This is a genomic window from Kingella bonacorsii (assembly GCF_016623605.1).
Lineage (GTDB): Bacteria > Pseudomonadota > Gammaproteobacteria > Burkholderiales > Neisseriaceae > Kingella_B > Kingella_B oralis.
In genome coordinates this window covers 42618-64558 of record NZ_JAEHNZ010000004.1, presented here as the reverse complement: position 1 = coordinate 64558, position 21941 = coordinate 42618, and the positions used below count along the sequence as shown (strand labels likewise).

Sequence of the window (21941 nt, the reverse complement as noted above, 5' to 3'; positions counted from 1 at the left end):
CCGTTTCAGGCAGCCTGAAAAGCTAATCCGCAAATTCGGCGGTAACGTCTTCCCATTGTGTCAAATCAGTCGGCGTTTTCAACTCGGCAAACCGTTTGAATTCCGCCATCAGCGGGCGAAACTCGGCAAACGTGCGGTAATGCTTGAAATCGCCGTTTTGCTCCCAAATCCGCGTTTCCAAAAGATAGCGGCTTTGGGGGTTGCCGTCGTCTTCCAACGTGGTTTGGATATAGTGGTGGTTTTGCGCGTATTTGGCAGACGGAATGTAGCCCAACACGACAAAATCTTCTCCGTTTTCATAAAGACGGGCAACGATGTCTTCCAAAGCAAAATAATCCAACGGGCTGCGATCGGGTTCAACCGAGATGCGAATGTCGCGCGTTTGTGTGGAAAGATAGAAAAAAGGGTATTTTTGCCGCATGGTTTAACTCACTTGAATCGGATTTCAGGCTGCCTCAATCAACGCTCGCCCAGCGCGCGGCGGATTTTTTGGTCGGTTTTATATTGGCTGAGCGCGTAAACCGACCAAATGGCGGCCGGTATCCAGCCGATAACGGTCAGCTGCAAAAGCAAGCAAACCAATCCGGAAATGGGCTTGCCGATGGTGAAAAATTGCAGCCACGGCAGCAATAAAGCCAAGAGAAAGCGCATGATGTTTTCCTTTTTCAGGCAGCCTGAAACGCATTATTCAATGATAAACAAGGGTTCGCCGAATTCCACAGGCTGCCCGTTTTCCACCAAAATCTCTTTTACCACGCCCGATTTTTCCGCTTCGATTTCGTTCATCAGCTTCATCGCTTCAATGATGCACAGCGTGTCGCCCGCTTTCACCGTTTGCCCCACTTCCACAAACGCAGGCGTAGAAGGGCTGGCAGCGCGATAGAATGTGCCCACCATGGGCGATTTTTGCGCGTTGGACAAATCGCGCGCCACAGGGGCGGGCGCAGGCGCAGCCGGTTGGGCGGGCGCGGCAACCGGCGCAGGGGCAGCCTGAACGGGCGCGGCGGTTGCGTAAACCGTTTGCATGGCAGGCGCGGCCACGCTGCGCGTGATGCGGACTTTTTCTTCGCCCTCGGTTACTTCAATTTCGGCAATGCCTGATTCTTCAACCAAATCAATCAGTTTTTTGAGTTTGCGTAAATCCATTTTGAGCAATTCCTATAAAAATAAAACGGGTTGTTTCAGGCAGCCTGAAACGCGGTTTTTGGTAAAATCTGTTGCGATTGACGCGCTATGTTTGCGCAGCACAAAAAAAGGTAATTTTCCCGAAGTTAGGCGCAAAAGTCTAGCAAAATATCCGCAAAACGCTGCAAAACACGCCGCTTGTTGAGCTGCCGGCCGCTTGTTGTTGATTTGCTAGATTTTTTATTCTATGACTTGTTTGGCTACAAAAAAACCGAGCGAAAATCACTCGGTTTGCAAATTCGTTGAACGGCTAAATTAAACGTCCAAGTGGCGTTCAGTATCAATCAACGCGCGGCGAGCCAAAGCTAGGTTAGATTTTGAACGATCCAACACAGTGTAAAGGAACAAGCCTTCGTGTTTAGCCAAGGGGCGCAATAGGTGGTATTGTTTGCCCAGAGTAATCAAGATGTCTTCAATGCTGTCTTTCAAACCAAGCATTTGCATGGTTTTCATTTTGGCACGCATCACTTCGGTGTTACCTGCGGCAGCGATTTCCAAATCAATGCCAGAAGTGCCGTTACCAGCCAACAGCATGCCGCTGGCAAAGTCCACAACGGCAGCAGCCAACGCGCCATCAACATTCAATAATTCTGATACTGCACCTTCATAGTTCATGATAAAACTCCGTGAAATTTAAATAAAATTTATACCGCAAAATAGCGGTTTAACCAAATAAACATAAGGCATACGGATGTATTGCCTATTCGTTACCAGGTTCCCACTAGCCAGTACAAATTCGCTTGCTGGTTTGTTTTGCTGCCTAGGAACTAGGAGCAAATTATAAAACTAGTGCCTTATTTAGTAAAGGTAAAAGCTGTGATTGTTTACCCAATTCTGGCTGTTGAAATAATGAGATAGGTTTGCGTTTTGATGGGTTGGTAAGCAGGGCGGCTTGTTGATTTGTTTTAATTTTTGTTAAAAAATAATTGGTTATGGTTAGTATGGCGGGGTTGTTTTTGGGTTTGCTGTGATAGTTAAGCCCTGAATTTCAATCCATTATGCTAAAATATGCGTTGTTTTTCAGCCCTTATTGTGTTGCCAATCGCGCCACAATTCTTTCTTTTTCTTTACAAGATTAAACATCATGACCCAAGACAAAATTCTGATTTTAGATTTCGGCTCGCAAGTAACCCAGCTTATCGCCCGCCGCGTGCGCGAGGCGCATGTTTATTGCGAATTACATCCTTATGATATGCCGCTGGCGGATATTAAAGCGTTCAATCCTAAGGGGATTATTTTATCGGGCGGGCCCAATTCGGTGTATGACTCGGATTATCAGGCGGATACGGGGCTGTTTGATTTGGGCGTGCCTGTGCTGGGGATTTGCTATGGCATGCAGTTTATGGCGCATCAGTTGGGCGGCGAGGTACAGGCGGGCAATCAGCGCGAGTTTGGCTATGCTCAGGTGCGCACGGAAGAGGGCGATTTGACGCGCGGCATTGAAGATGCACCGCATACGCTGGATGTGTGGATGAGCCACGGCGATAAGGTTTTCAGGCTGCCTCAGGGGTTCCGCATCACGGGGCACACGCCTTCTTGCCCAGTTGCCATTATGGAAAACAGCGCGAAACGCTTTTACGGCATTCAGTTCCACCCCGAAGTTACCCACACCAAGCAGGGCCGCGCGTTGCTTAACCGCTTTGTGCTGGACATTTGCGGCGCCAACCCAAGCTGGACGATGCCCAATTACATCGACGAAGCGGTGGCGAAAATCCGCGCGCAAGTGGGCAGCGATGAGGTGATTTTGGGCTTGTCGGGCGGGGTGGACAGCTCGGTGGCGGCGGCGTTGATTCATCGCGCCATTGGCGACCAATTGACTTGCGTGTTTGTGGATCATGGTTTGTTGCGCTTGGACGAGGGCAAAAATGTGATGCAGATGTTCGCGCAGAATTTAGGCGTGAAAGTGGTGCACGTGGACGCGAGTGCGCAGTTTATGGCGAAGTTGGCGGGCGTTACCGACCCTGAGCAAAAACGCAAAATTATCGGCGCGGAATTTATTGAAGTGTTTGATGCGGAAGAGAAAAAGCTCACGCAGGCTAAATGGCTGGCGCAGGGCACAATTTACCCTGATGTGATTGAATCGGCGGGGGCGAAAACGAAAAAGGCGCACGCAATTAAATCGCATCACAATGTGGGTGGGCTGCCTGAAAACATGAATTTGAAGCTGCTGGAACCGTTGCGCGATTTGTTTAAAGACGAGGTGCGCGAGTTGGGCGTGGCGTTGGGCTTGCCGCGCGAAATGGTGTACCGCCATCCGTTCCCCGGCCCAGGCTTGGGCGTGCGCGTGTTGGGCGAGGTGAAGCGCGAATATGCGGATTTGCTGCGCCAAGCGGACGCGATTTTTATTGAGGAATTGCGTAACACGACCGATGAAAACGGTGTGTCTTGGTATGATTTGACCAGCCAAGCGTTTGCGGTGTTTTTGCCGGTGAAGTCGGTGGGCGTGATGGGCGACGGGCGCACTTATGATTATGTGGTGGCGCTGCGCGCGGTGGTTACCAGCGATTTTATGACGGCGCATTGGGCGGAGCTGCCGTATGCACTGTTGGGGCGCGTGTCTAATCGGATTATTAACGAGGTGCGCGGGATTAACCGCGTGGTGTATGACGTGAGCGGTAAGCCGCCTGCTACGATTGAGTGGGAGTAGGCAAACGTTAGCGGCAGCCTGAAAGTGTGTTTTCAGGCTGCCTTTCGCGTGCACATTAGGCAGCCTGAAAACGGATTTACGCGCTTTTGCAAAGTTAAAACGAAGGCTGCCACAAAGTTAAAACGGGTTCCAGCGAAACCAAATTGGCATTTAAAACATTTTCAGGCTGCCTATTCATTGCAACGAATAGGCAGCCTGAAAACCGTTTCACCTCAAATTCGGCATCCGAATTGGTTTCTTCTTCGGCTCGCGCTCTTCCTCCTTGCGCCCGCAATCCATTGCATCGCAGGCATCGCAAGGGCAGGCGTTGGCATAATCGCCCAATGTGTCGCACGCGCGCGATTTCGTGTCGCAATGGCAAGCATCGGGCGCGCCCAAGTCGCATGAATCGCAACCGCCCACATCCAAGCAGCCCGCATCGCACGGCACGCAATCGCCGCGCTGGTAATACGCCATGCCGTTTACTCGTTTTACTACGGGGGCAGGCGGTTTAGCGGGGGCGCAATAATGCGTGTAGGCAAAACGGCAATGCGCCAAGCGCAGGCGCAACAGGCGGCAGCCTGAAAACACGCCATACCGCCGAATCAAACGATAACCCACGCCTGAGCAGCCGCAGCCGCCATACACCAAGCGATAGGCGCAGCCAAACCCTTTTTTGGGCGACAAATGGCGTTGGTAAAGCCGAATGGCAAAGAGGGCAAGAGAACGGAGCATAGTGGCGCAATCATCAAATCAAAATATATACAACAAAGGCAGCCTGAAACGCGCTTTATCCGTTTTCAGGCTGCCGACTATCCATAGCGGTTTACATCGCCGAAGATGAAAACTCTTCGCGGTCATTTTCGCTTTCATCCGCATCTTCGCTGTACACGCTGCGAATCACCAGCAAAGGCAAATGGCTTTGGCGCATCACCGTTTCGGCAAAGCTGCCCATCAGCAAATGCATCAAACCCGTGCGGCCGTGCGTGCCAATCACAATCAAATCCGCGCCGTGGCTGTCGGCATAATCCACCAAGCCTTGCGCCATTTCCTTCGCGCCTTTTGAAGACACCAGCAAATGCGCTTGCACATCCGCCACGCCCGCGTTTTTCGCCGCTTCGCGCGCCTCGGCCAACACTTCGTTGCCGCCCGCAACCGCCGCCGCTTCGTAGCTATCGTGTTGCAAAAACTCAGGCGCAAGCGTCATGTATTCGCTTGGGTTGGCGACCGTAATCAGCGTCAAACGCGCATTGCCCGCCACCGCAAGGCTGGATGCGTGCTGCAACGCATTCAAAGAAGTTCTACTACCATCAACAGCCACAACAATATGTTTGTACATCACACACTTCTCCTTGTTAAACATGGGTTCACGATAAAGATACTACACATACAGTATAATCCAAATCAGCGAAATTTTCTTGGAAACGCAACATGGAAACACATACCAACCGCCGCTTCGGCGGCATCGCACGGCTTTACGGCGAACACGGTTTGCACGCCTTGCAACACGCGCACGTTTGCGTGGTGGGCGTGGGCGGTGTCGGCTCGTGGGCGGTGGAAGCGCTTGCCCGCAGCGGAGTCGGTAAGCTCACGCTGATTGATTTGGACAATATCGCCGAATCCAATGTAAACCGCCAAATCCACGCGCTCACCGCCGATTTTGGCAAAGCCAAAGTAACCGCCCTGCGCGAGCGCATCGCGCAAATCAACCCTGCTTGCCAACTGGTTGAAATAGAAGACTTTGTGGACGAGGGCAACCTTGCCGAGCTTTTCAGGCTGCCGTTTGATTTTGTGATTGACGCGATTGACCAAGTGCGTATCAAAACCGCGATGGCAGCGCATTTTGTGCGCCACAAGCAGCCGTTTATCGTGAGCGGCGGCGCAGGCGGACAACGCAATCCCGCGCTGATTGCCACCGCCGATTTAAGCCAAACCACGCACGACCCGTTGCTGTCTAATCTGCGCTACACGCTGCGCAAAAAACACGGCTTTCCGCGCGAGGGCAAAATGCGCGTGCCCTGCGTGTATTCGCGCGAGCAAATCACGCCGCCGCAAATCGCCCAAGCCTGCGATGCGCCACGAGGCAGCCTGAAAGCCGAAGACAGAATGAATGCGCCACAAGGCTTATCCTGCGCGGGCTACGGCGCAAGTATGCTGGTAACCGCGAGTTTTGGTTTACATTGCGCCACGGCGGCGATTGAGCATATTGTGCGGCGGGGGTAGGTTTCAGGCTGCCTATGCTTACGGTTTGGTAAACAGAGGCAGCCTGAAAACGAAAATGGAGCGGAAACGGCTTGTTGCCAAATGGTATTCAACAAGGCTTTGCTGATTGGCATAATGTTGGCGAGTTGCTGATGCGCTATTGATTGCAGGGTTGGCAACGTTTTCAGGCTGCCTTAATGCGTGGGTGATAGGCAGCCTGAAAAGCAATTGATGCGCTTGTTCTTGTTTACGAGAGAATGATGGGGATGAGGGCGGTATCGGTTTTATAGTGGAAGGAATGATAAGAAATAGCCGATGCCGTTGGCGTAGGGTGTGTGGCTTGCCACGCACCATTCATTGAACCTTTGCTAAACGGTGCGTGGCAAAGCCACACACCCTACTCGTGTCGCGTAGGAATAACGGTATTTTTATTTTCAGGCTGCCTCAATGCGCGGGCAATAGGCAGCCTGAAAAACAAAATAGCACGTTGTTCAACATATCAGCCAACCCCCGTCGCGCCCTTATCCGCCCAAGCGTGCTACAACAAACATTTCAGGCTGCCTATGTTCACCAAAGGCAGCCTGAAAACATGGAACGCAGCAAAAACCTACCGCCCTTCGTTGGCATCGTTGGCATCATCGTCGCCGTAATACTTCACGCCGATTTTAATCGCCTCGCGTCCTTTTTCGTGCCGCCATGCGTTGGTGTCGCGCAGGGAGTACACGCAGCCGCAGTATTCCTGCTGATAAAAATGCTCGCGCTTGCTGATTTCTATCATACGCGCTGAGCCGCCGCCCTTGCGCCAGTTGTAATCCCAATACACGATATTGGGATAATGCGCGGCGGCGCGGTGTCCGCAGTCGTTGATTTGCGCCATGTTTTTCCAGCGAGAAATGCCTAGGCTGCTGCTAATCACGTTGAAGCCGTGTTCATGCGCATACAGCGCGGTGCGTTCAAAGCGCATGTCAAAACACATGGTGCAGCGGATGCCGCGCTCGGGCTCGTATTCCATGCCTTTGGCGCGAGCAAACCAGTTTTCGGTGTCGTAATCGGCATCAATAAACGGCACGCCGTGTTGCTCGGCAAAGCGGATGTTTTCGTTTTTGCGGATTTCGTATTCTTTGAGCGGATGGATGTTGGGGTTGTAAAAATAAATGGTGTAGTCAATGCCGCTGGCAAGCAGGGCTTCCATCACTTCGCCCGAGCAGGGGGCGCAGCACGAATGCAGCAGGAGTTTGTCTGCGCCGTTGGGCAGCACCAGCTTGGGGCGGTCTATGGGGGTTACGCGCGGGGTGTTCATGGTTAGTGCCCGCCTGAAAGAGTGGGGGCGTGGTGATGCGGCAATTCGCCGTTGAGCTGATAGATGGTGCCGCAGTAGGGGCATTCTATGCTGCTGTTGGCTTGAATGGGCAGGAATACGCGCGGATGCCCGTTCCATGCGTGATGCGTGGCGGTTGAGCCATCGCAATGCAGTGGCAAGTCTTGCGGCGTGATTTGAATGGGTGGCGTGGTGGCGTGGGTCATGGTTGTGTGCCTTGTGTTGATTTTTGAAAAACGTACATTTTAGCGCAAAACTCGGTTTCAGGCTGCCCAAACATTGACAAAAGCCAGCCGCGCTGCGATAATCGCGCCCAGTTTTGATTTGATATGCCGTTGTTTAGACGGCTTAATTTTTTGCGGTATGCGCCAAGCGCGATGCCGATTGAGTTTGGAGGTGATGTTTGCATCATCAGGGCGCAGTATCTCGCCCTTTCAGGCAGCCTGAAAACCTTGGATACAATTATTTTGATTTAAACCCATTTTTAAGGATGAAAAACAATGCCTTCTATTAAAGTAAAAGAAAACGAACCCTTTGAAGTTGCGATGCGCCGCTTTAAACGCGCGATTGAAAAAACCGGTCTTTTGACCGAACTGCGCGCGCGCGAAGCCTACGAAAAACCGACCACCGAGCGCAAACGCAAAAAAGCCGCAGCCGCTAAACGCTTGCAAAAACGCCTGCGCAGCCAACAGTTGCCGCCAAAATTGTACTGATTTTGCGCCCGCGCATTCGGCAGCCTGAAAACATACACAGCAGGATTGCCGCCGCGCCATGATTTTTAACCGACACCGCAAGCGTTTGAGTTTGCGGTGTTTTTGTTTACAAGGAAGAACAGCATGACTTTAAAAGCAAAATTAACCGAAGACATGAAAGCCGCCATGAAAGCCAAAGACAGCGCCACGCTGTCCACCATCCGTTTGGTGAACGCGGCGATTAAGCAGTTTGAAGTGGACGAGCGCACCGAGGCGGACGATGCCAAAGTGCAGGCCATCATCGGCAAAATGATTAAGCAGCGCAAAGACAGCGCGAAAATCTATGCCGATGCGGGTCGCGCCGATTTGGCGGATAAGGAAAACGCGGAAATTGCGGTACTGCAAGGCTATCTGCCCGAAATGCTGTCGGCGGAAGCGATTGCGGCGGAAGTCGCCAAAGCGGTTGCCGAAACGGGCGCGAGCGGCATGGCGGACATGGGCAAGGTGATGGGGCTGCTGAAAACGCGCTTGGCAGGCAAGGCGGATATGGGGGAAGTGAACAAGGCGTTGAAAGCGGAGTTGTCGTAAGCGGGTTTTGCTGCGCGATAACGGGTTTCAGACTGCCGATGCGCTTGCCGGAAGGCAGCCTGAAAATGTATGGTTGATGAAAATCGCCGTCTCATTTATTTTAATCAACGGTATTTTTGACGGAAGGAATCGTGATGAAGAATATTTTGGTTTTGACATGGGCAGCGCTGATGCTGGCAGCTTGCGCCAACACGGCGGGTTCTGGCAATACGCAAGCCTATGGCGAGCTTAAAGGCGGTGTGGAAGCGGCGAAGTAAACGGTTGCGTTTCAGGCTGCCCAAGCCGTTGCCCGAATCTGAATATCCAAACAGCAAAAAGCCAAGTTTCGAAAAACTTGGCTTTTTTAGCTCCCCGAGCTGGGCTCGAACCAGCGACCTGCGGATTAACAGTCCCGAACTATATTTTTAACTAATTGATTATTAAAGAGTCAATACCTGCACAATACAGTCTAAAACAGTCTAATTCAGCCACATTCAGGCACAAATTGGACACACGCGCAAAAGAGCCAAAACGCAAACATCTACACGGATTTTTGTGGATTTTTTCGTTTTTGTTTTTTGCGAGGATTCATTATGTTTAAAAAAAACATTGCCCTTTTGCTGGCAACCGCTTTGCCTTTTCAAACGATGGCTGCTCAAACACCCCGCTCACTCAAACCCGCTGCCTCATCGCAGCGGGTTTCGTTTAACCAGCTAGCCGAGCAATGCGGCAGCACGGTACATCCCGATACCTTGCAAGCGGTGGCGCGGGTGGAGAGCAAGTTTAACCCTTTTGTAATTGGTGTAGTCGGCGGCGCGCTTAAAAAGCAGCCTGAAACGTTGGGCGAAGCCATTGCCGTCGCCAACAAGCTGCATCGGGAAGGACGCAATTTCAGCATGGGGCTGATGCAAATCAACAAGAAAAACTTGGCACATTTTGGTTTGAACTATGAAACCGTGTTCCATCCCTGCAAAAACGTCGCCACTGGGGCAGCCATTTTGCAAGAGTGCTTTAAGCGCGCGGGTGGGGCAACACAGGCTCATCTGCAAAAAGCGTTTAGCTGTTATTACAGCGGAAATTTTGGTACGGGCTTTAAAGCAGATTTCAAAGGGCAACCGCCCTATGTGGTCAAAATTCTTAATGCCGCCCGTGAAAACAACCAGCATCAACTGTTGGCATACAACGTGCCAGCGGTGAACCCCGCTGTGCCATTGGCTGCGCCCGGCAGAACCGGCAAAACCAATTCTGTTCCCGTTACCCCGTCGGTTTACTTTAACCGCACGCCACCTGCCAACGCACAGGCAGTCAAAGCGGTTCGCGCTGTTGCCTATCAGCCAGAACTGCGGCAGCCTGAAATCCCGTCATACGATGATGCCCCCGCACAACCAAACGTAGAAACCCAGCCTGCCAAACCACGCGCCGCATGGGACGTATTCGGCGAGTTCTAGTCTCGTTTTCCTTTCTTTTTCAACCATTCAAAAGCCACGTTAGCCCTAACTAATGTGGCTTTTTTCGTAACTAAATGTCATGCCCCCGATGATATGTTTTGAAATCAACGGGGTATGGCTTTGGTCGGTTTTGCATTGTTGGTTGTTCGCGCGATGTGAAGCCGTTTTCAGGCTGCCCTAGTAGTGAAAGGGTGGCATTTTTTTTGTTTATTTTTTGGAGTTTGTAACATGAATTTAAAAGAACGGCTGATGTTGATGTGCCTCAATAGCCAGCAAGAAGCAAAGCAACAATGGGCACGCATCAACATGAAACAAGTGGCGTTGGCTGCTGTTTTGGTGTTTGGTGCACAAGCAGCGATGGCGGCAGGTGGTTTTGACCAAGCCAACAAGATTGTAGAAAACATCCGCGATGGTATTTACACCATAGTAGGCATCGTGTGTACGGTTCTACTGATTTGGCAAATGGTGCAAGGTGCGAGTCGTAAAAAAGACTGGATGGATGTGTTGGGTACTTGCTTGTGGATTCTTGGCGCGGGTGCGGCCATAGCCTTTGGCACTTATTTGTTCACCGAAGGCGGCAAAATGAAATTCAGTTAATTAACCCTGAAATACTTTTCAGGCTGCCTATTCGTTTACAGGATAAAGCAGCCTGAAAACAAGGATGAAAACCATGCCAGACTACCAAGAAGACATTCACACTGAATATCCCACTTACAACGGGATGAATCGCCCCGCCATGCTGGCAGGCGCGCCGCTTATGCCGCTCATCATTTGTTTTTTCATCTTGATGTTTATCGGCATGATAGCCCAGCAATTTATAGGCAGTTCTGCCTTGCTCATTGTGGGGTTGATTCTTCCAATCTACTTCGGCTTAAAAACCATCAGCGAAAACGACGACCAAGCCATCAGAATCTACGCCTTAGAAGCCAAGTGGCTTTTACGCAGAATTTTATCGGGCGCACGTTTAGGCACTTTCACTCTACACGCAGGCAAATACGGACGACACAGAGAAGACTATGAAAATTACCAGCGACTATTGGAGCAAAACACTCAATCAAACGGCAAGCTCCGCCGACTTCATGCCAAAAATCTGCCAACACGTTACCAATGAAGTAGTGTTCTACGAAACAGGGCATTATGGCTTTGTGATTCGCATGGATGGCATCCCCTTTGACGGTGTGGACGATACCCATTTATTTAGCCATTTTGCCAACCTGCGCGCCGTTTTAACCAGCCTAGGCAAAAGCCTCGGCAATCGTGGTGCAGTATGGACAACGCTTAAACGCGAGCGCATCAATTTTGACCGTGAATACCACTTCAATACCGCTTTTTGCCAGCGGTTTAGCCAAGACTATCTGCGCCGTTTTCGTGAAGAGGATTATTACGAAAACTATTTCTACCTATCGCTCCTCATCAAAAGCAGCGATATGGACACGGGCATCAAAGAATGTGAAGAGTACATCCAAATCCTGCTTCGCGCTCTTGCCCCGTATGAACCCGAAGTGTTGAGCGCGTGGCAAAATCAAAACGAAATGCCGTTTTCTGATGTGTATCGTTTTTTAAGTAGCTTAATCAGCGGCAAATCTGAAAACATCCCGCTGACACCGCAATCTGCCTACAAAACCATTCCTGCTGCCAACCTACACTTTGGCACGGATATTTGCGAGATTCGCCCCGAAAGTGGTGGCAAGAAATACGCCTTGTTGTATGACTTGCGCGATTTTGGCTTATCTAAACCCAAAATTCTCACCAGCATTCTCACCCTGCCTTGTGAGTTCACCTTTACGCAAAGCATGATTTTCATCAACCCTTATGATATGCAAAAGAAAATAGAACGCCAGTTGCATAACTTTCAATCGGTGGATGACCACGCCACCGGCCAGCAAGAAGAGTTGGTGGATGGCATGGGGCGTTTGACCTCGGGCGACATTATGTTTGGCGACTATTCCGCCTCGTTGGTTGTATTTGGCGATACACCTGCCAAAGCGGCTGAAAACGGTGCGCGCGCCTATTCTACTTTTTTGAACTCGGGTGCTTATCGCTTTATGAAAGCAGGTTATTCCGCGCCGTCCACATGGTTTAGCCAAGTGTTGGGCAGCAAAGACCGTCCGCGCTCCTTTCCCAAGACCACGGAAAACCTAGCGTGCACGTTTGGCATCCATAACTATTCACACGGCAAAAAATCAGGCAATCCTTTGGGTGATGGTTCTGCCATCATTCCTTTACAGACGGTTTCAAAAACCGTGTACGACTTCAACTTCCATTTTTCCAACCCCAAAGAAGACAACATCGGCGACTTAATCGCAGGGCATACCCTGCTTTTAGGTGCAACGGGCGCAGGTAAAACCACGTTGCAATGTGCTTTGGTTGCCTTTGCCGAACGTTTCAATCCGCATATTTTTGCGTTGGATTTGGATAGGGGGATGGAAATCTTTATGCGCGCCATCGGCGGCAGTTACTTTGCCTTGGAAGCAGGGATGCCCACAGGGCTTAATCCGTTCCAATTGCCCGATACACCCAGTAACCGTGAGTTCCTTTATTCACTGGTGGGCATCTGCGGGCAAAACGAAGCAGGCAGGTTGAGCGCGTCGGAAGAGAAACAAATCCAAGACGCGGTGGATGCAACCATGAATTTAGATTGGTCAATGCGCCGGTTCAGCCATCTGCTGCAAATGATACCCAAGCTAGCCGATGATAACTGCCTGTATTACCGCTTGGCTAAATGGTGTGAATCGGAAAACGGACGCTTTGCATGGTGCTTGGACAATCCGGCAAACCTGTTTGACCCGAACGACTTTTGGCGTGTTGGTTTTGATTTGACCGATATTCTCAAAGACGACTACCCGCCTACCGCACCTGTATTGGCGTATATGTTCCATTTGCGCAATATGATGATGGATAAAGTGGCGGAGCAAGACGGGCTTTTGGCCAGCATTGTTGAAGAGTTTTGGTGGCCGCTGCGGTTTAGCCAAACCGAGGAATTGATGCTCAAAATCCTCAAAACCGACCGCAAACGCAAAGGCTGGTTGATTTTGGTTTCACAATCGCCAGAAGATGCGATTAACAGCCGTATTTTCCCTGCGATTGTGCAGCAAACGCCCACCAAAATCTTTCTGCCTAACCCTGATGCGGAATATGAAAACAGCTACAAACGCTGTGGCATCTCACGCAAGGAATACGAAGAGTTGGTGAAACTACCCTTGGAAAGCCGCACCTTCTTGGTGAAACAATCCAAGCAATCCGCCTTTGCCAAGCTGGATTTGCACGGTATGCACGAAGCCATCGCCGTGCTATCAGGCAATACCGCCAACGTGGAACTCTTGCACCGTACCATGGCAGAGCATGGCGATGATGTGCGCGATTGGTATCAACCCTTCATCATGGCAGCAACCAAGGGGCGCGCAGTGTTCTAGCCGCTTATCCAAGTTGTTTTTCAATCCGCAAATGATTTTCAGGCTGCCTACGTCGTATGAGGCAGCCTGAAAATCTTATTCAACCTTAACCGAAAGCATCCCATGAAATCAAAAAACCTTATCCCATTACTGCTCGCCACGCTGCTTACCGCATCCTGTGCCGAACTCAACACGGCGTTAGAAAGTGCCAACCAAGCACTCGGCACGCTCAATGGCGCAACAAGCAGTACCAGCAGCACCGCCAACAACCATTCGGGTGATAAAACCACCATTGCCCTTGCCAACAAAAGCACCGCGCAATTTGAAACCCGCAATATGCAGCTAGAAGTGTACAAAGATGGTTGCCGACCCAGTGGCGGCGACATGGTGAGCTTAACAGGCGAAGTGCGTAATAAAACCAACAAAAGTTTCACTTTTATTTACAGCATCCCCACCTACACCAAGAGCGGCGCACGCGCGGGCAGTATTGGCAACTTTACGATGATTGGCCCTGATGAGTGGATAGCCCTAACCACCATCCCCTCTTGCGCTGAAAAATACGATGCGTCCAAGCTGGAACTCAAAACCAGCCGTCTCTAAACCACCTTTTCCACCACCGCCGCCTTGTTGATTGAGGCGGTTTTTTTGTTCGCCGCATCTGCGGCATTTTTTGGAGTATTACCATGAAACCAAACTTAATCCGTAAAACCCTTTGCGCCGCTTTGATTTCAGGCTGCCTGATGAGCGGCAGCGCATGGGCAGGCGGCATTCCTACCACCGATATTCCCGTGTTGACGCAAGCCCTTCAACAGGTAGAGCACGGCAGACAGCAAGTTGAAAAACTGGCTGAATCCATCAAGCAACTTAAAAATCAAGTTAAAGCCCTTACCAGCCAAAACAACTATGGCGGCATCAAAGCCCAAGTTAAAGATGCGTTTGATGGCGAATGGAAAGAGTTTTATTCAGATTTTGCCAAGCAAGACCTCAAAAACCTCACTTCTGCCAAGAGTTACGACCCCAATAATTTCAAAAAAACCATGGAGCAGCAGTTTGAGATGATGAGCAAAGCGGCGAAAGACTCTAAAAACCGCCTTGATAATCTTGAAAGAATGATAGGCGAAGTGAATAAAACCAAAGATGCCAAAGCAGCCGCAGATTTGGCGAACCGCATTGCGATTGAAAACGGCATCATCGCGCAAAACCAAGCCAACGTAACCAATATGTTGAAGATGGTAGAAATGCAAAAAGAAGCGCAACGCGAGCAGGCGCGCAATGCGATGCACTGCGGCATTGCCAAACAAGCAGGTGTGGACGCGCACGGCTGCTAAAAATACAGCCCCGTGCAAACGGGGCTTTTCTGCAAGAAAGGCAACCCATGGTTTCTTCTGTTTTTCAAGATTTAACTGATACCTTTGTGGTGAAATTTGGCACCGAGTTGTTTAACAATGTCGGTACGTTCATTTCCAATGTTTCCCCTTTGTTTGCATCAGGTTTTTGCTTGTACATTGTCATTATCGCGCTAGACGCATACAACAGGGGATTAGATGAAAACGTTGTGGATTTGAGTAAGCGCATGATGGGTTGGTTAATCATTATCGCCTTTGCCTTTAATGCGTCTCAATATAACTCGCTCGCCCAAATTATCTACAATATGCCTGAAACCCTGTCCCAAGCCTTTGGTAAAAGTGTGGATATAAAAATGTTTGATAGTGCCGCTCTCGCCATGGATGTGATTGGTGCGCAATTAAACCTGGCACGCATGGATTTAGATATAACGGATGCGGGCAATATCCTAGCCTTATGGGCTATTGAGGGCTGGTTGCGTTTTTGCACCAACGTTTTGCTTTCAGTCGTATTTGCTTATTGGGTGATTGCCAAAATTGTATTGGCACTCAATTTGATGGTCGGTCCGATGTTTATCGGTGCGATGCTGTTTCCCGGCACGCGGCAATATGGCATGAACTGGATTGGCCAATGCCTAAACAGCATTCTAACCATAGGCTTGTTGTCCGTTTTAGCGGGCATTGAAATCCAAACATTCAAAGAACACATAGACAATGCCAAAATGGCCATCACACAGGCAAGCAATATGGAAGCAATCGGTGTGGCTTTGGGCTTAATCATTCTCTTTACGGCGATGACGATTTTGTTTGTCTTGGCCGCATGGAAAGTTCCAGCGATGGCAACCGCATTAACAGGCGGCGCAAGCCTAGAAGGTGCAGGGGCGGGCTTACCGGGTTTGGCGGGTCGCCAAGCGGCCGGTGCGGCAAAATCCTCTATGAGAATGGCAGGTAAAGGTGCTGCCGGTGTGTGGAGACGATTGCGGGGGCGTGGCGGTTCAATAAAAGGCTAAATCGGTTAAAATGACACATCATCAATCAAGGAGCGCAACATGGATTTAGGAAGACTGGTTAGAGATTCAGAAGGAAATTTGGCGTTTTGGTGGTGCTGGATTGTATTGATTGCTGCCTTCGCCTTATCGTGGGGAACGACTTATTTTGTTTCGGAATATCTGCGCTATCATGTGCTTAATCGTTGGATTGACCATCCGGCCGATGTTGCTTTCGCGGCTTTTTTGCTTTCGGCTACGATTGTTCAATTTATTACAGGCTTGTTGATTACCGCCTATTTTACCGAAGGCTTGAATATGGAATTTCATCCCTTCCATGACACCTTGGAAAATGTGGGCGGCTTTTTCTTGTGCCATATTATTTTTTGGTGGTTTGCATGGCCGGTTACATTATTGATGATGATGCTTATTGCCACCGTTACCTTTTTGATGGCGTTATTTAGTCGCCGATAGAGTGCTTCCGTTTGTTTTAAACCCAACGCCTTGTTTCACCACAAGGCGTTTTATTTTTGAAAGAAAAATTATGCCCAAACGTTTCAAATATTGTTTTGCTGCCCTTGCGGCGGTTTTTTGGTTATCTGCCTGTTCCCATAACCCGCCCAAACCGTATGGCACGCCTTTTCCCATTAACGTGCCTGCTTCTCAATCCGCATCTCATTCAACCTCAACCGCAGAATAATCATCATGAGCCAAACTTCTCCTTCCAACACTCAAACCAAATTTAAAACGCCGCTCAAATTCATTGAAGCGGCGCGTATTTTTGAATCATCCGAAATCGAGCGCGTGCGCAAAAACGCCAAGATTGCTTGGCGTATCTGCGGTGTGTGTTTGCTGATTACAGGCATCGCCGTAGGCGCGGTGGCGGGTTTGACGCCGCTTAAAACCGTTGTGCCCTTTTTGGTGCGCGTGGACAACAACACAGGCGCAACCGATATTGTAACCATGATTAAAAATCAGCAGCAAAGCTATGGCGAAGTCATTGATAAAGCCAACTTATCGGCGTATGTAAAATACCGTGAAGGCTATGATTGGTATTCGGTACAAGATACGTTTGATGCAACGGCATTGATGTCGGATGGTGCATTGCAAACCGAGTTGGTTCGGCTCTACAAAGACAGCCCCAACGCGCCACATAAAGTTTTAGCCGACAAATTCCGCATCAACATCAAAATTCTATCCATTAGTTTCATTGGCAAAACCGCGCAAGTGCGTTATGAAAAAACCATGATTCCGCTCACGGCCGATAAGCAAGTGATTGAACCACAACGCTACGTTGCCACCATCACCTACGAATACCGCGATGAGGCGCTATCAGACGAAGCCCGCCTAATCAACCCATTGGGCTTTACAGTAACCAGTTGGCGCACCGATAAGGAGACCGTGCAATGATGCCACCCATCCATTTCAGGCAGCCTGAAAACAAGCGCAGCGCATTTGGGCGTAGCCAAAACGGATTAAAGTTTTGGTACAAACCAAACGCACCACACACATTTCAACCCATCATCCGCCGCTTAACCCTAGCGGCTTTTTTGTTGCCCACGCTTGCCTTTGCCGACCCGCGCATCCGCACCGAGGATTATTCCAATCAAAAGGTTTATCCGATTTACGCGCAAGTGGGACGCGCGGCGATGGTGCAACTGGCTGATGGCGAGTTTTTAGATACGCAATCCTCGCTAACAGGCATGGGTGACGCACTGGCTTGGAAATTGGCGGTGCGTGGCAACAACATCATTTTCAAGCCCGTGGAGGAAAAACCCGTTACCAACCTGATTGTGGTTTCCAACAAACGTACCTACGCCTTTGATTTGAAGCTGGCCAGCAATAAGCAACCGCCTACCTACATTTTGCGCTTTCGTTACCCCGAAGAGATTCGCCAAGCGCGTGCCGCCAAAGCCGCCAAACGCCATGCTGCCGAGCAAGCCTTGCAACAATCAGGGGGCGTTCAAGCGATGGGTGATAACCGCAATTACTGGGGTTATGGCGACAAAACCCTTGCGCCTACCACCATGTGGGACAACGGACGCTTTACTTATTTCCGCTTTAACAACGGGCGCACCTTGCCTGTGATTTACCGCATCAATGCAGACGGCAGCGAAAGCCTGACCGATAGCCATACCGAAGGCGATACCATCGTGGTGCATGAAACCGCTGCCAAATTTATCTTGCGTTCGGGTAAATCGGTGCTCGGCATTGAAAACCGCAGCTACAACGCCACGGGCACGTTCAACCGCCACGGTACAGACGATGGCGAAAGCGTGCGGCTCGTGAAATAGCCAATACAGAAAGGAATACCCCGATGGGATTATTGAACCGTTTCCGCAAAAAACAAAGTGATGGTGATTTCAGGCAGCCTGAAATCGCCGTTCAACCGGCCGACCAACCCACCATGCACGACAAAGTGGGCGACATCAATATTGAAGGCGGTGTTGCCGATGTAGAAAGCATGGGCGGCAAAAGTTCCAGCCCGCAAAAAATGATATTGGGCGGCGTCGCCTTGTTGGGCACAGGTTTGGCGATTGCCTTTATGATGATGTGGGTAAACCGCACTCCGACCGAACCGCCCGCTGAGGAGAAAAAGCCCGAAGTAAGCAATGACCGACAATACGATTTTGCTGCTGAACAAGCTAAAATCAAACGCGAGTTAGATGCGCAACAAGAAGCCGAAGTTGAAGCATCCGCGCCCGAAGGCATCACGCCAGACGTAGCCAGCACGCCAAGCGTGGCATACGTCCAAGCGGAAACCGTTGCCGCCTCCGAACCGCCACCCAAAGACCGCCGTTTGCTGGGCGAAATATTGGTGGGCAACGATGGTGGCACAGGCAGCATAGGCACAGAAAGCGCAACGAATGATGCCGCCGCCCAAGCCAAACTGCTTGCCGGCAACAACAGTGAAGGCATCCCGCCCATCAGCGAAAGCGAAATGAGCGGTTTGCAAAGCGACGACAGTAACCCGGCATCCAGCGGTAACCGTTTCGCTGCTCAACTTAATCCGACTCAAACCGCCGGTGTTCGCGCCATGCGCCGAGCCAACAGCGATTATCTCCTTGCCAAAGGCACAAACATTCCTTGTACGTTGCAAACGCGGATTGTTACCACCCAAGCAGGTTTTACCCGTTGCATTGTCAATAAGGACGTGTATTCCGCCAACGGCAAAGTGCTGTTGCTGGAACGCGGCAGCAAAATCACCGGCGAGCAAACCGCTGCATTGTTGCAAGGGCAGGCTCGTATTTTTGCCCTATGGAACGAAGTGGAAACGCCTTACGGTGTGCGAGTGAATCTTGCCAGCCCCTCGGCAGGACAACTGGGCGAAGCAGGCATCGGCGCAAACGTGAAATACCACTTTTGGCAACGCTTCGGCGGCGCAATCATGATTAGCCTGATTGGCGACTTGGGCAACTATGCCGGCAATCGCAAGAACAGTAATGGCAACGGTCAAACCTTCAATTTTGACAACACCTCACAATCGGCACAGGACATGGCAACCGAAGCCCTGAAAAACAGCATCAACATCCCGCCCACGGGCTATGTGAACCAAGGCAGCTTCATCAACATCATTGTGGCGCGCGATGTGGACTTTGGCGGCGTGTATGAGCGCGTCAATCCGCATCTGCTTACATTGGATGCAGGAGATGCCAAGATTCGCCAGTAACGCAAAGGCAGACTGAAACAGCGGGTTCCGCTTTCAGGCTGCCTAATTTTTTTTGGAAAAACCCATGCAATCCACCCTAACCAAACCTCTTATCCAATCCGATGCTGCCGCCCGCAATTTTCTGGACAATCTCGGTATCAGCGAACTGCTCGCCCGCGACGGTTTGACCGAAATCATGATTAACCGTCCGCATGAATTATTCATCGAAGGCAGCTTCGGTGTGGAGCGTATAGAAACCCCTAACCTCAGCCTAGACCAGCTTCACCAGTTGGCTAACGCGCTAGCCAACTTCAACAGCAAGCATATTAACGCCGCCAACCCTATCCACTCCGTAACCCTCCCCGACGGCGAGCGCGGACACATCATGTTCCCACCAAGCTGCGAAGACAAAACCGCCGTATTCGCCATTCGCAAACCTTCCACCAGCCGATTCAGCCTAGGCGATTACATTAAAACCAATCGCCTACAAGCCTTCGTGGACTATTCCGAACACGGCAAAGCAGAAGATTTCAGGCAGCATCAAAAGCAGCCTGAAAACCCCGCCGAAGCCGCCTCCGAAACCACCCAAGAAGCCCTACACCAAAACAGCCACCACTTCGCCGACATCGCCGACCAAATGAAGCTGCCACACGACGTGCCCTTGGCCGACTGGCAGTACCAAATGCTCGAAGCCAAAGCCAACCGCGACTTAAACACCTTTTTTCAAATCGCTATCGACCGCAAACTCAACATCTGCATGGTAGGCGGCACCGGTTCGGGCAAAACCACGTTTACCAAATCGCTAGTGGATTTAATCCCCAGCGATACCCGCCTAATTACCATTGAAGACACCCACGAGCTAGACACGCCTAACCACCCCAATCATGCCCATTTGTTCTACAAAGAACATATTACGGCCAAGCAAATCATCGCTGCCTGTATGCGCTTAAAACCCGACCGCATCCTGCTGACCGAGCTGCGCGGCGACGAAGCGTGGGATTATCTCTCCGCGCTCAACACCGGCCACCCCGGCGGTCTTACTTCCGTCCACGCCAACGATGCGCGCAGCGTGCATTACCGCATCGCCCAGCTCGCCATGGAATCCGCCGCAGGTAAATCCATGCCGTATGAGTACATTCTCAACACCGTGCGCGCCACGATTGACGTGGTGTGTTTCTTCAAACATACCTACATGACCGAATTGTATTATGACCCAGTGGCGACGTATTACGCGCTGCGTGGGCGGGTGTAGGGAATACAACAAGGCAGCCTGAAAACCATTTTTTGCGTTTCAGGCTGCCTTTACTAAACCAAAGAATTATCACCATGCTCAACCCACTCAAACATAAACCCACGCTAGCCATCCTAACCACCCTCGCCAGCGCAGCCCTTGCTTATGCCACTAGCCACCGCCCATCATTTGCCAACAGCACCCCAACCACCGCTCAACCCACCACCTGTCGCGTGGTAGGCATTGCCGATGGCGATACGCTCACTTGTCTCACCGCCGCCAAGCAACCAATTAAAGTCCGCCTCCATGCGATTGATGCCCCCGAAAAGCAACAATCCTTTGGGCAGCAGGCGAAAAAGCATCTATCCGATTTGGTGTACAACCAAACCGTTACCCTCAATATCACGGATACCGACCGCTACGGGCGCACCGTTGCCGATATTCAACTGGGCAGCCTGAACGTCAATCAGCAGATGGTGAAAGACGGCTTTGCATGGGCATATCGCCGTTATGGTGGTACACAGTACGCACAAGAAGAAAAGAATGCACGCGCAGCTAAATTAGGATTGTGGCGCGATGCGAATCCGATTGAGCCGAGCCAGTGGCGCAGAATGAATAAATAACGCCATTCCACACCCTTCAAACTACAAGGCAGCCTGAAACCCATTCCACCGTTTCAGGCTGCCTTTTTCGCAGGACACCCCATGACCATTATCACCCTCAAAGACCGAGACGACACCGCCAACACGCTGATTAGCTTGCAAACATGGCGACGCACCGCCAAAGAATGCAATCAGCCCGCACTCTATGACGCATTGAGCGAAGCCATCGCCACCATCAAAGCCCTAGATAAAGCCCTCAAAGACACAGGCAAAGCCCACTTTGAAACCTTTACCCGCAATGCAGCCGATGCCGCATTTAGCGACTACATCCGCGCCCGCGCCAACTATCAATGCGAACATTGCGGCACAAGCTACACCGCACAATCTACGGGTTTGCAGTGTAGCCATCATTTTAGCCGTCGCCATTGGGCAATTCGTTTTCATCCCGACAACGCCGCCGCCCTTTGCCACCATTGCCATAACTTTTGGTACAGCAAAGACGTGCCCGAAGCTGCCCGTTGGTTGGAAAGCAAAATTAGGCGTGAAGCCATTGATGCACTGATTGAACTGAAAAACCAACCGCAAACCAAACCCACTGCCAGCGAGCTGGATGCGATTGCCGTGCATTGGCGTAAAGAGACCGAAAAGCTGCTGGCAAATAATAAGGCAGCCTGAAACTCTACCCACCGTTTCAGGCTGT

At 50.8% G+C, this 21941-nt stretch carries 29 protein-coding genes; 19 read left to right on the top strand and 10 right to left on the bottom strand.

From position 1 onward, the window contains the following. Positions 1-22: 22 nt before the first annotated feature. The 4 genes from JDW22_RS10875 to JDW22_RS10860 form a co-directional block, all read right to left on the bottom strand. Complete coding sequence (locus tag JDW22_RS10875; protein WP_003794020.1) at positions 23-421, bottom strand: hypothetical protein; 399 nt, start codon at positions 419-421, stop codon at positions 23-25. Positions 422-459: 38 nt separating this feature from the next. Then, on the bottom strand, positions 460-651 hold the full coding sequence (locus JDW22_RS10870) for a YqaE/Pmp3 family membrane protein (RefSeq protein ID WP_003794023.1): 192 nt from the start codon (positions 649-651) through the stop codon (positions 460-462). Positions 652-684: 33 nt separating this feature from the next. Beyond that, a complete protein-coding gene (gene accB / locus JDW22_RS10865) occupies positions 685-1146 on the bottom strand; it encodes an acetyl-CoA carboxylase biotin carboxyl carrier protein (RefSeq protein WP_200523074.1) in 462 nt (153 codons plus the stop codon). Positions 1147-1440: 294 nt separating this feature from the next. Then, positions 1441-1800: a hypothetical protein gene (locus JDW22_RS10860; RefSeq protein ID WP_200523073.1), complete on the bottom strand. Its 360-nt coding sequence runs from the start codon at positions 1798-1800 to the stop codon at positions 1441-1443. 469 nt (positions 1801-2269) lie between these two features. On the opposite strand from JDW22_RS10860, the gene guaA reads away from it, so the two are divergent. Next, a complete protein-coding gene (gene guaA, locus JDW22_RS10855) occupies positions 2270-3832 on the top strand; it encodes a glutamine-hydrolyzing GMP synthase (RefSeq protein ID WP_200523072.1) in 1563 nt (520 codons plus the stop codon). Positions 3833-4039: 207 nt separating this feature from the next. Here the strand turns inward: guaA and yidD are convergent, their stop codons facing one another. Together yidD and JDW22_RS10845 are read right to left on the bottom strand one after the other, a co-directional pair. Continuing rightward, complete coding sequence (yidD, locus tag JDW22_RS10850; RefSeq protein ID WP_200523071.1) at positions 4040-4546, bottom strand: membrane protein insertion efficiency factor YidD; 507 nt, start codon at positions 4544-4546, stop codon at positions 4040-4042. 91 nt (positions 4547-4637) lie between these two features. Further along, complete coding sequence (locus JDW22_RS10845; protein WP_050755538.1) at positions 4638-5150, bottom strand: universal stress protein; 513 nt, start codon at positions 5148-5150, stop codon at positions 4638-4640. A gap of 92 nt (positions 5151-5242) precedes the next feature. Between JDW22_RS10845 and JDW22_RS10840 the strand changes: the two genes are divergently transcribed. Next, entirely contained in the window at positions 5243-6034 is a 792-nt protein-coding gene (locus JDW22_RS10840; protein WP_200523070.1) for a tRNA threonylcarbamoyladenosine dehydratase, read from the top strand. 18 nt (positions 6035-6052) lie between these two features. Here the strand turns inward: JDW22_RS10840 and JDW22_RS10835 are convergent, their stop codons facing one another. The 3 genes from JDW22_RS10835 to JDW22_RS10825 form a co-directional block, all read right to left on the bottom strand. After that, the gene (locus JDW22_RS10835; RefSeq protein WP_200523069.1) at positions 6053-6367 is read right to left on the bottom strand and encodes a hypothetical protein; all 315 of its coding nucleotides are present in this window, start codon (positions 6365-6367) and stop codon (positions 6053-6055) included. Between the two features lie 253 nt (positions 6368-6620). Continuing rightward, on the bottom strand, positions 6621-7313 hold the full coding sequence (locus tag JDW22_RS10830) for an epoxyqueuosine reductase QueH (RefSeq protein WP_200523068.1): 693 nt from the start codon (positions 7311-7313) through the stop codon (positions 6621-6623). A 2-nt stretch (positions 7314-7315) separates the two neighbouring features. Then, entirely contained in the window at positions 7316-7537 is a 222-nt protein-coding gene (locus JDW22_RS10825) for a zinc-finger domain-containing protein (RefSeq protein WP_200523067.1), read from the bottom strand. A gap of 294 nt (positions 7538-7831) precedes the next feature. On the opposite strand from JDW22_RS10825, the gene rpsU reads away from it, so the two are divergent. From rpsU to JDW22_RS10775, 11 genes are all read left to right on the top strand, one after another. After that, on the top strand, positions 7832-8044 hold the full coding sequence (gene rpsU, locus JDW22_RS10820) for a 30S ribosomal protein S21 (RefSeq protein WP_003794050.1): 213 nt from the start codon (positions 7832-7834) through the stop codon (positions 8042-8044). 123 nt (positions 8045-8167) lie between these two features. After that, positions 8168-8611, top strand: a complete 444-nt coding sequence (locus tag JDW22_RS10815; RefSeq protein WP_200523066.1) for a GatB/YqeY domain-containing protein — start codon at positions 8168-8170, stop codon at positions 8609-8611. A gap of 134 nt (positions 8612-8745) precedes the next feature. Next, on the top strand, positions 8746-8868 hold the full coding sequence (locus tag JDW22_RS14010) for a hypothetical protein (RefSeq protein WP_268884242.1): 123 nt from the start codon (positions 8746-8748) through the stop codon (positions 8866-8868). Between the two features lie 315 nt (positions 8869-9183). Further along, on the top strand, positions 9184-10038 hold the full coding sequence (locus JDW22_RS10810) for a lytic transglycosylase domain-containing protein (RefSeq protein WP_200523065.1): 855 nt from the start codon (positions 9184-9186) through the stop codon (positions 10036-10038). A 228-nt stretch (positions 10039-10266) separates the two neighbouring features. Beyond that, positions 10267-10635 (top strand): TrbC/VirB2 family protein, encoded by a 369-nt coding sequence (locus JDW22_RS10805; protein WP_003793579.1) that lies wholly within the window; start codon positions 10267-10269, stop codon positions 10633-10635. Between the two features lie 73 nt (positions 10636-10708). Beyond that, on the top strand, positions 10709-11149 hold the full coding sequence (locus tag JDW22_RS10800) for a VirB3 family type IV secretion system protein (RefSeq protein WP_040558259.1): 441 nt from the start codon (positions 10709-10711) through the stop codon (positions 11147-11149). Then, the gene (locus tag JDW22_RS10795) at positions 11055-13451 is read left to right on the top strand and encodes a VirB4 family type IV secretion/conjugal transfer ATPase (protein ID WP_235965492.1); all 2397 of its coding nucleotides are present in this window, start codon (positions 11055-11057) and stop codon (positions 13449-13451) included. The genes JDW22_RS10800 and JDW22_RS10795 overlap by 95 nt, the downstream gene beginning before the upstream one ends. Positions 13452-13553: 102 nt before the next feature. Next, positions 13554-14030 carry a hypothetical protein gene (locus tag JDW22_RS10790; protein ID WP_003793585.1) on the top strand — a complete coding sequence of 159 codons (477 nt, stop codon included), beginning with the start codon at positions 13554-13556 and terminating at the stop codon, positions 14028-14030. Positions 14031-14113: 83 nt separating this feature from the next. Further along, entirely contained in the window at positions 14114-14758 is a 645-nt protein-coding gene (locus tag JDW22_RS10785; RefSeq protein WP_081446071.1) for a type IV secretion system protein, read from the top strand. A 47-nt stretch (positions 14759-14805) separates the two neighbouring features. Then, positions 14806-15783 (top strand): type IV secretion system protein, encoded by a 978-nt coding sequence (locus tag JDW22_RS10780; RefSeq protein WP_200523064.1) that lies wholly within the window; start codon positions 14806-14808, stop codon positions 15781-15783. 39 nt (positions 15784-15822) lie between these two features. Then, the gene (locus JDW22_RS10775) at positions 15823-16233 is read left to right on the top strand and encodes a hypothetical protein (RefSeq protein WP_003793590.1); all 411 of its coding nucleotides are present in this window, start codon (positions 15823-15825) and stop codon (positions 16231-16233) included. Here JDW22_RS10775 and JDW22_RS10770 read toward each other — a convergent pair. Then, positions 16216-16407 (bottom strand): hypothetical protein, encoded by a 192-nt coding sequence (locus JDW22_RS10770; protein ID WP_003793592.1) that lies wholly within the window; start codon positions 16405-16407, stop codon positions 16216-16218. The two genes, JDW22_RS10775 and JDW22_RS10770, sit on opposite strands and share 18 nt — an antisense overlap. Positions 16408-16464: 57 nt before the next feature. On the opposite strand from JDW22_RS10770, the gene JDW22_RS10765 reads away from it, so the two are divergent. The 6 genes from JDW22_RS10765 (at position 16465) to JDW22_RS10740 (ending at position 21916) form a co-directional block, all read left to right on the top strand. Further along, a complete protein-coding gene (locus tag JDW22_RS10765) occupies positions 16465-17169 on the top strand; it encodes a virB8 family protein (RefSeq protein ID WP_003793594.1) in 705 nt (234 codons plus the stop codon). Beyond that, the gene (locus tag JDW22_RS10760; RefSeq protein WP_200523063.1) at positions 17166-18053 is read left to right on the top strand and encodes a TrbG/VirB9 family P-type conjugative transfer protein; all 888 of its coding nucleotides are present in this window, start codon (positions 17166-17168) and stop codon (positions 18051-18053) included. The genes JDW22_RS10765 and JDW22_RS10760 overlap by 4 nt, the downstream gene beginning before the upstream one ends. Before the next feature lie 23 nt (positions 18054-18076). Next, entirely contained in the window at positions 18077-19429 is a 1353-nt protein-coding gene (virB10, locus tag JDW22_RS10755; RefSeq protein ID WP_003793598.1) for a type IV secretion system protein VirB10, read from the top strand. Positions 19430-19493: 64 nt separating this feature from the next. Next, entirely contained in the window at positions 19494-20660 is a 1167-nt protein-coding gene (locus tag JDW22_RS10750; RefSeq protein WP_200523062.1) for an ATPase, T2SS/T4P/T4SS family, read from the top strand. Positions 20661-20734: 74 nt separating this feature from the next. Continuing rightward, on the top strand, positions 20735-21262 hold the full coding sequence (locus JDW22_RS10745) for a thermonuclease family protein (protein ID WP_003793602.1): 528 nt from the start codon (positions 20735-20737) through the stop codon (positions 21260-21262). Positions 21263-21343: 81 nt separating this feature from the next. Next, the gene (locus tag JDW22_RS10740; protein ID WP_003793604.1) at positions 21344-21916 is read left to right on the top strand and encodes an HNH endonuclease; all 573 of its coding nucleotides are present in this window, start codon (positions 21344-21346) and stop codon (positions 21914-21916) included. The last annotated feature ends 25 nt before the right edge of the window (positions 21917-21941 follow it).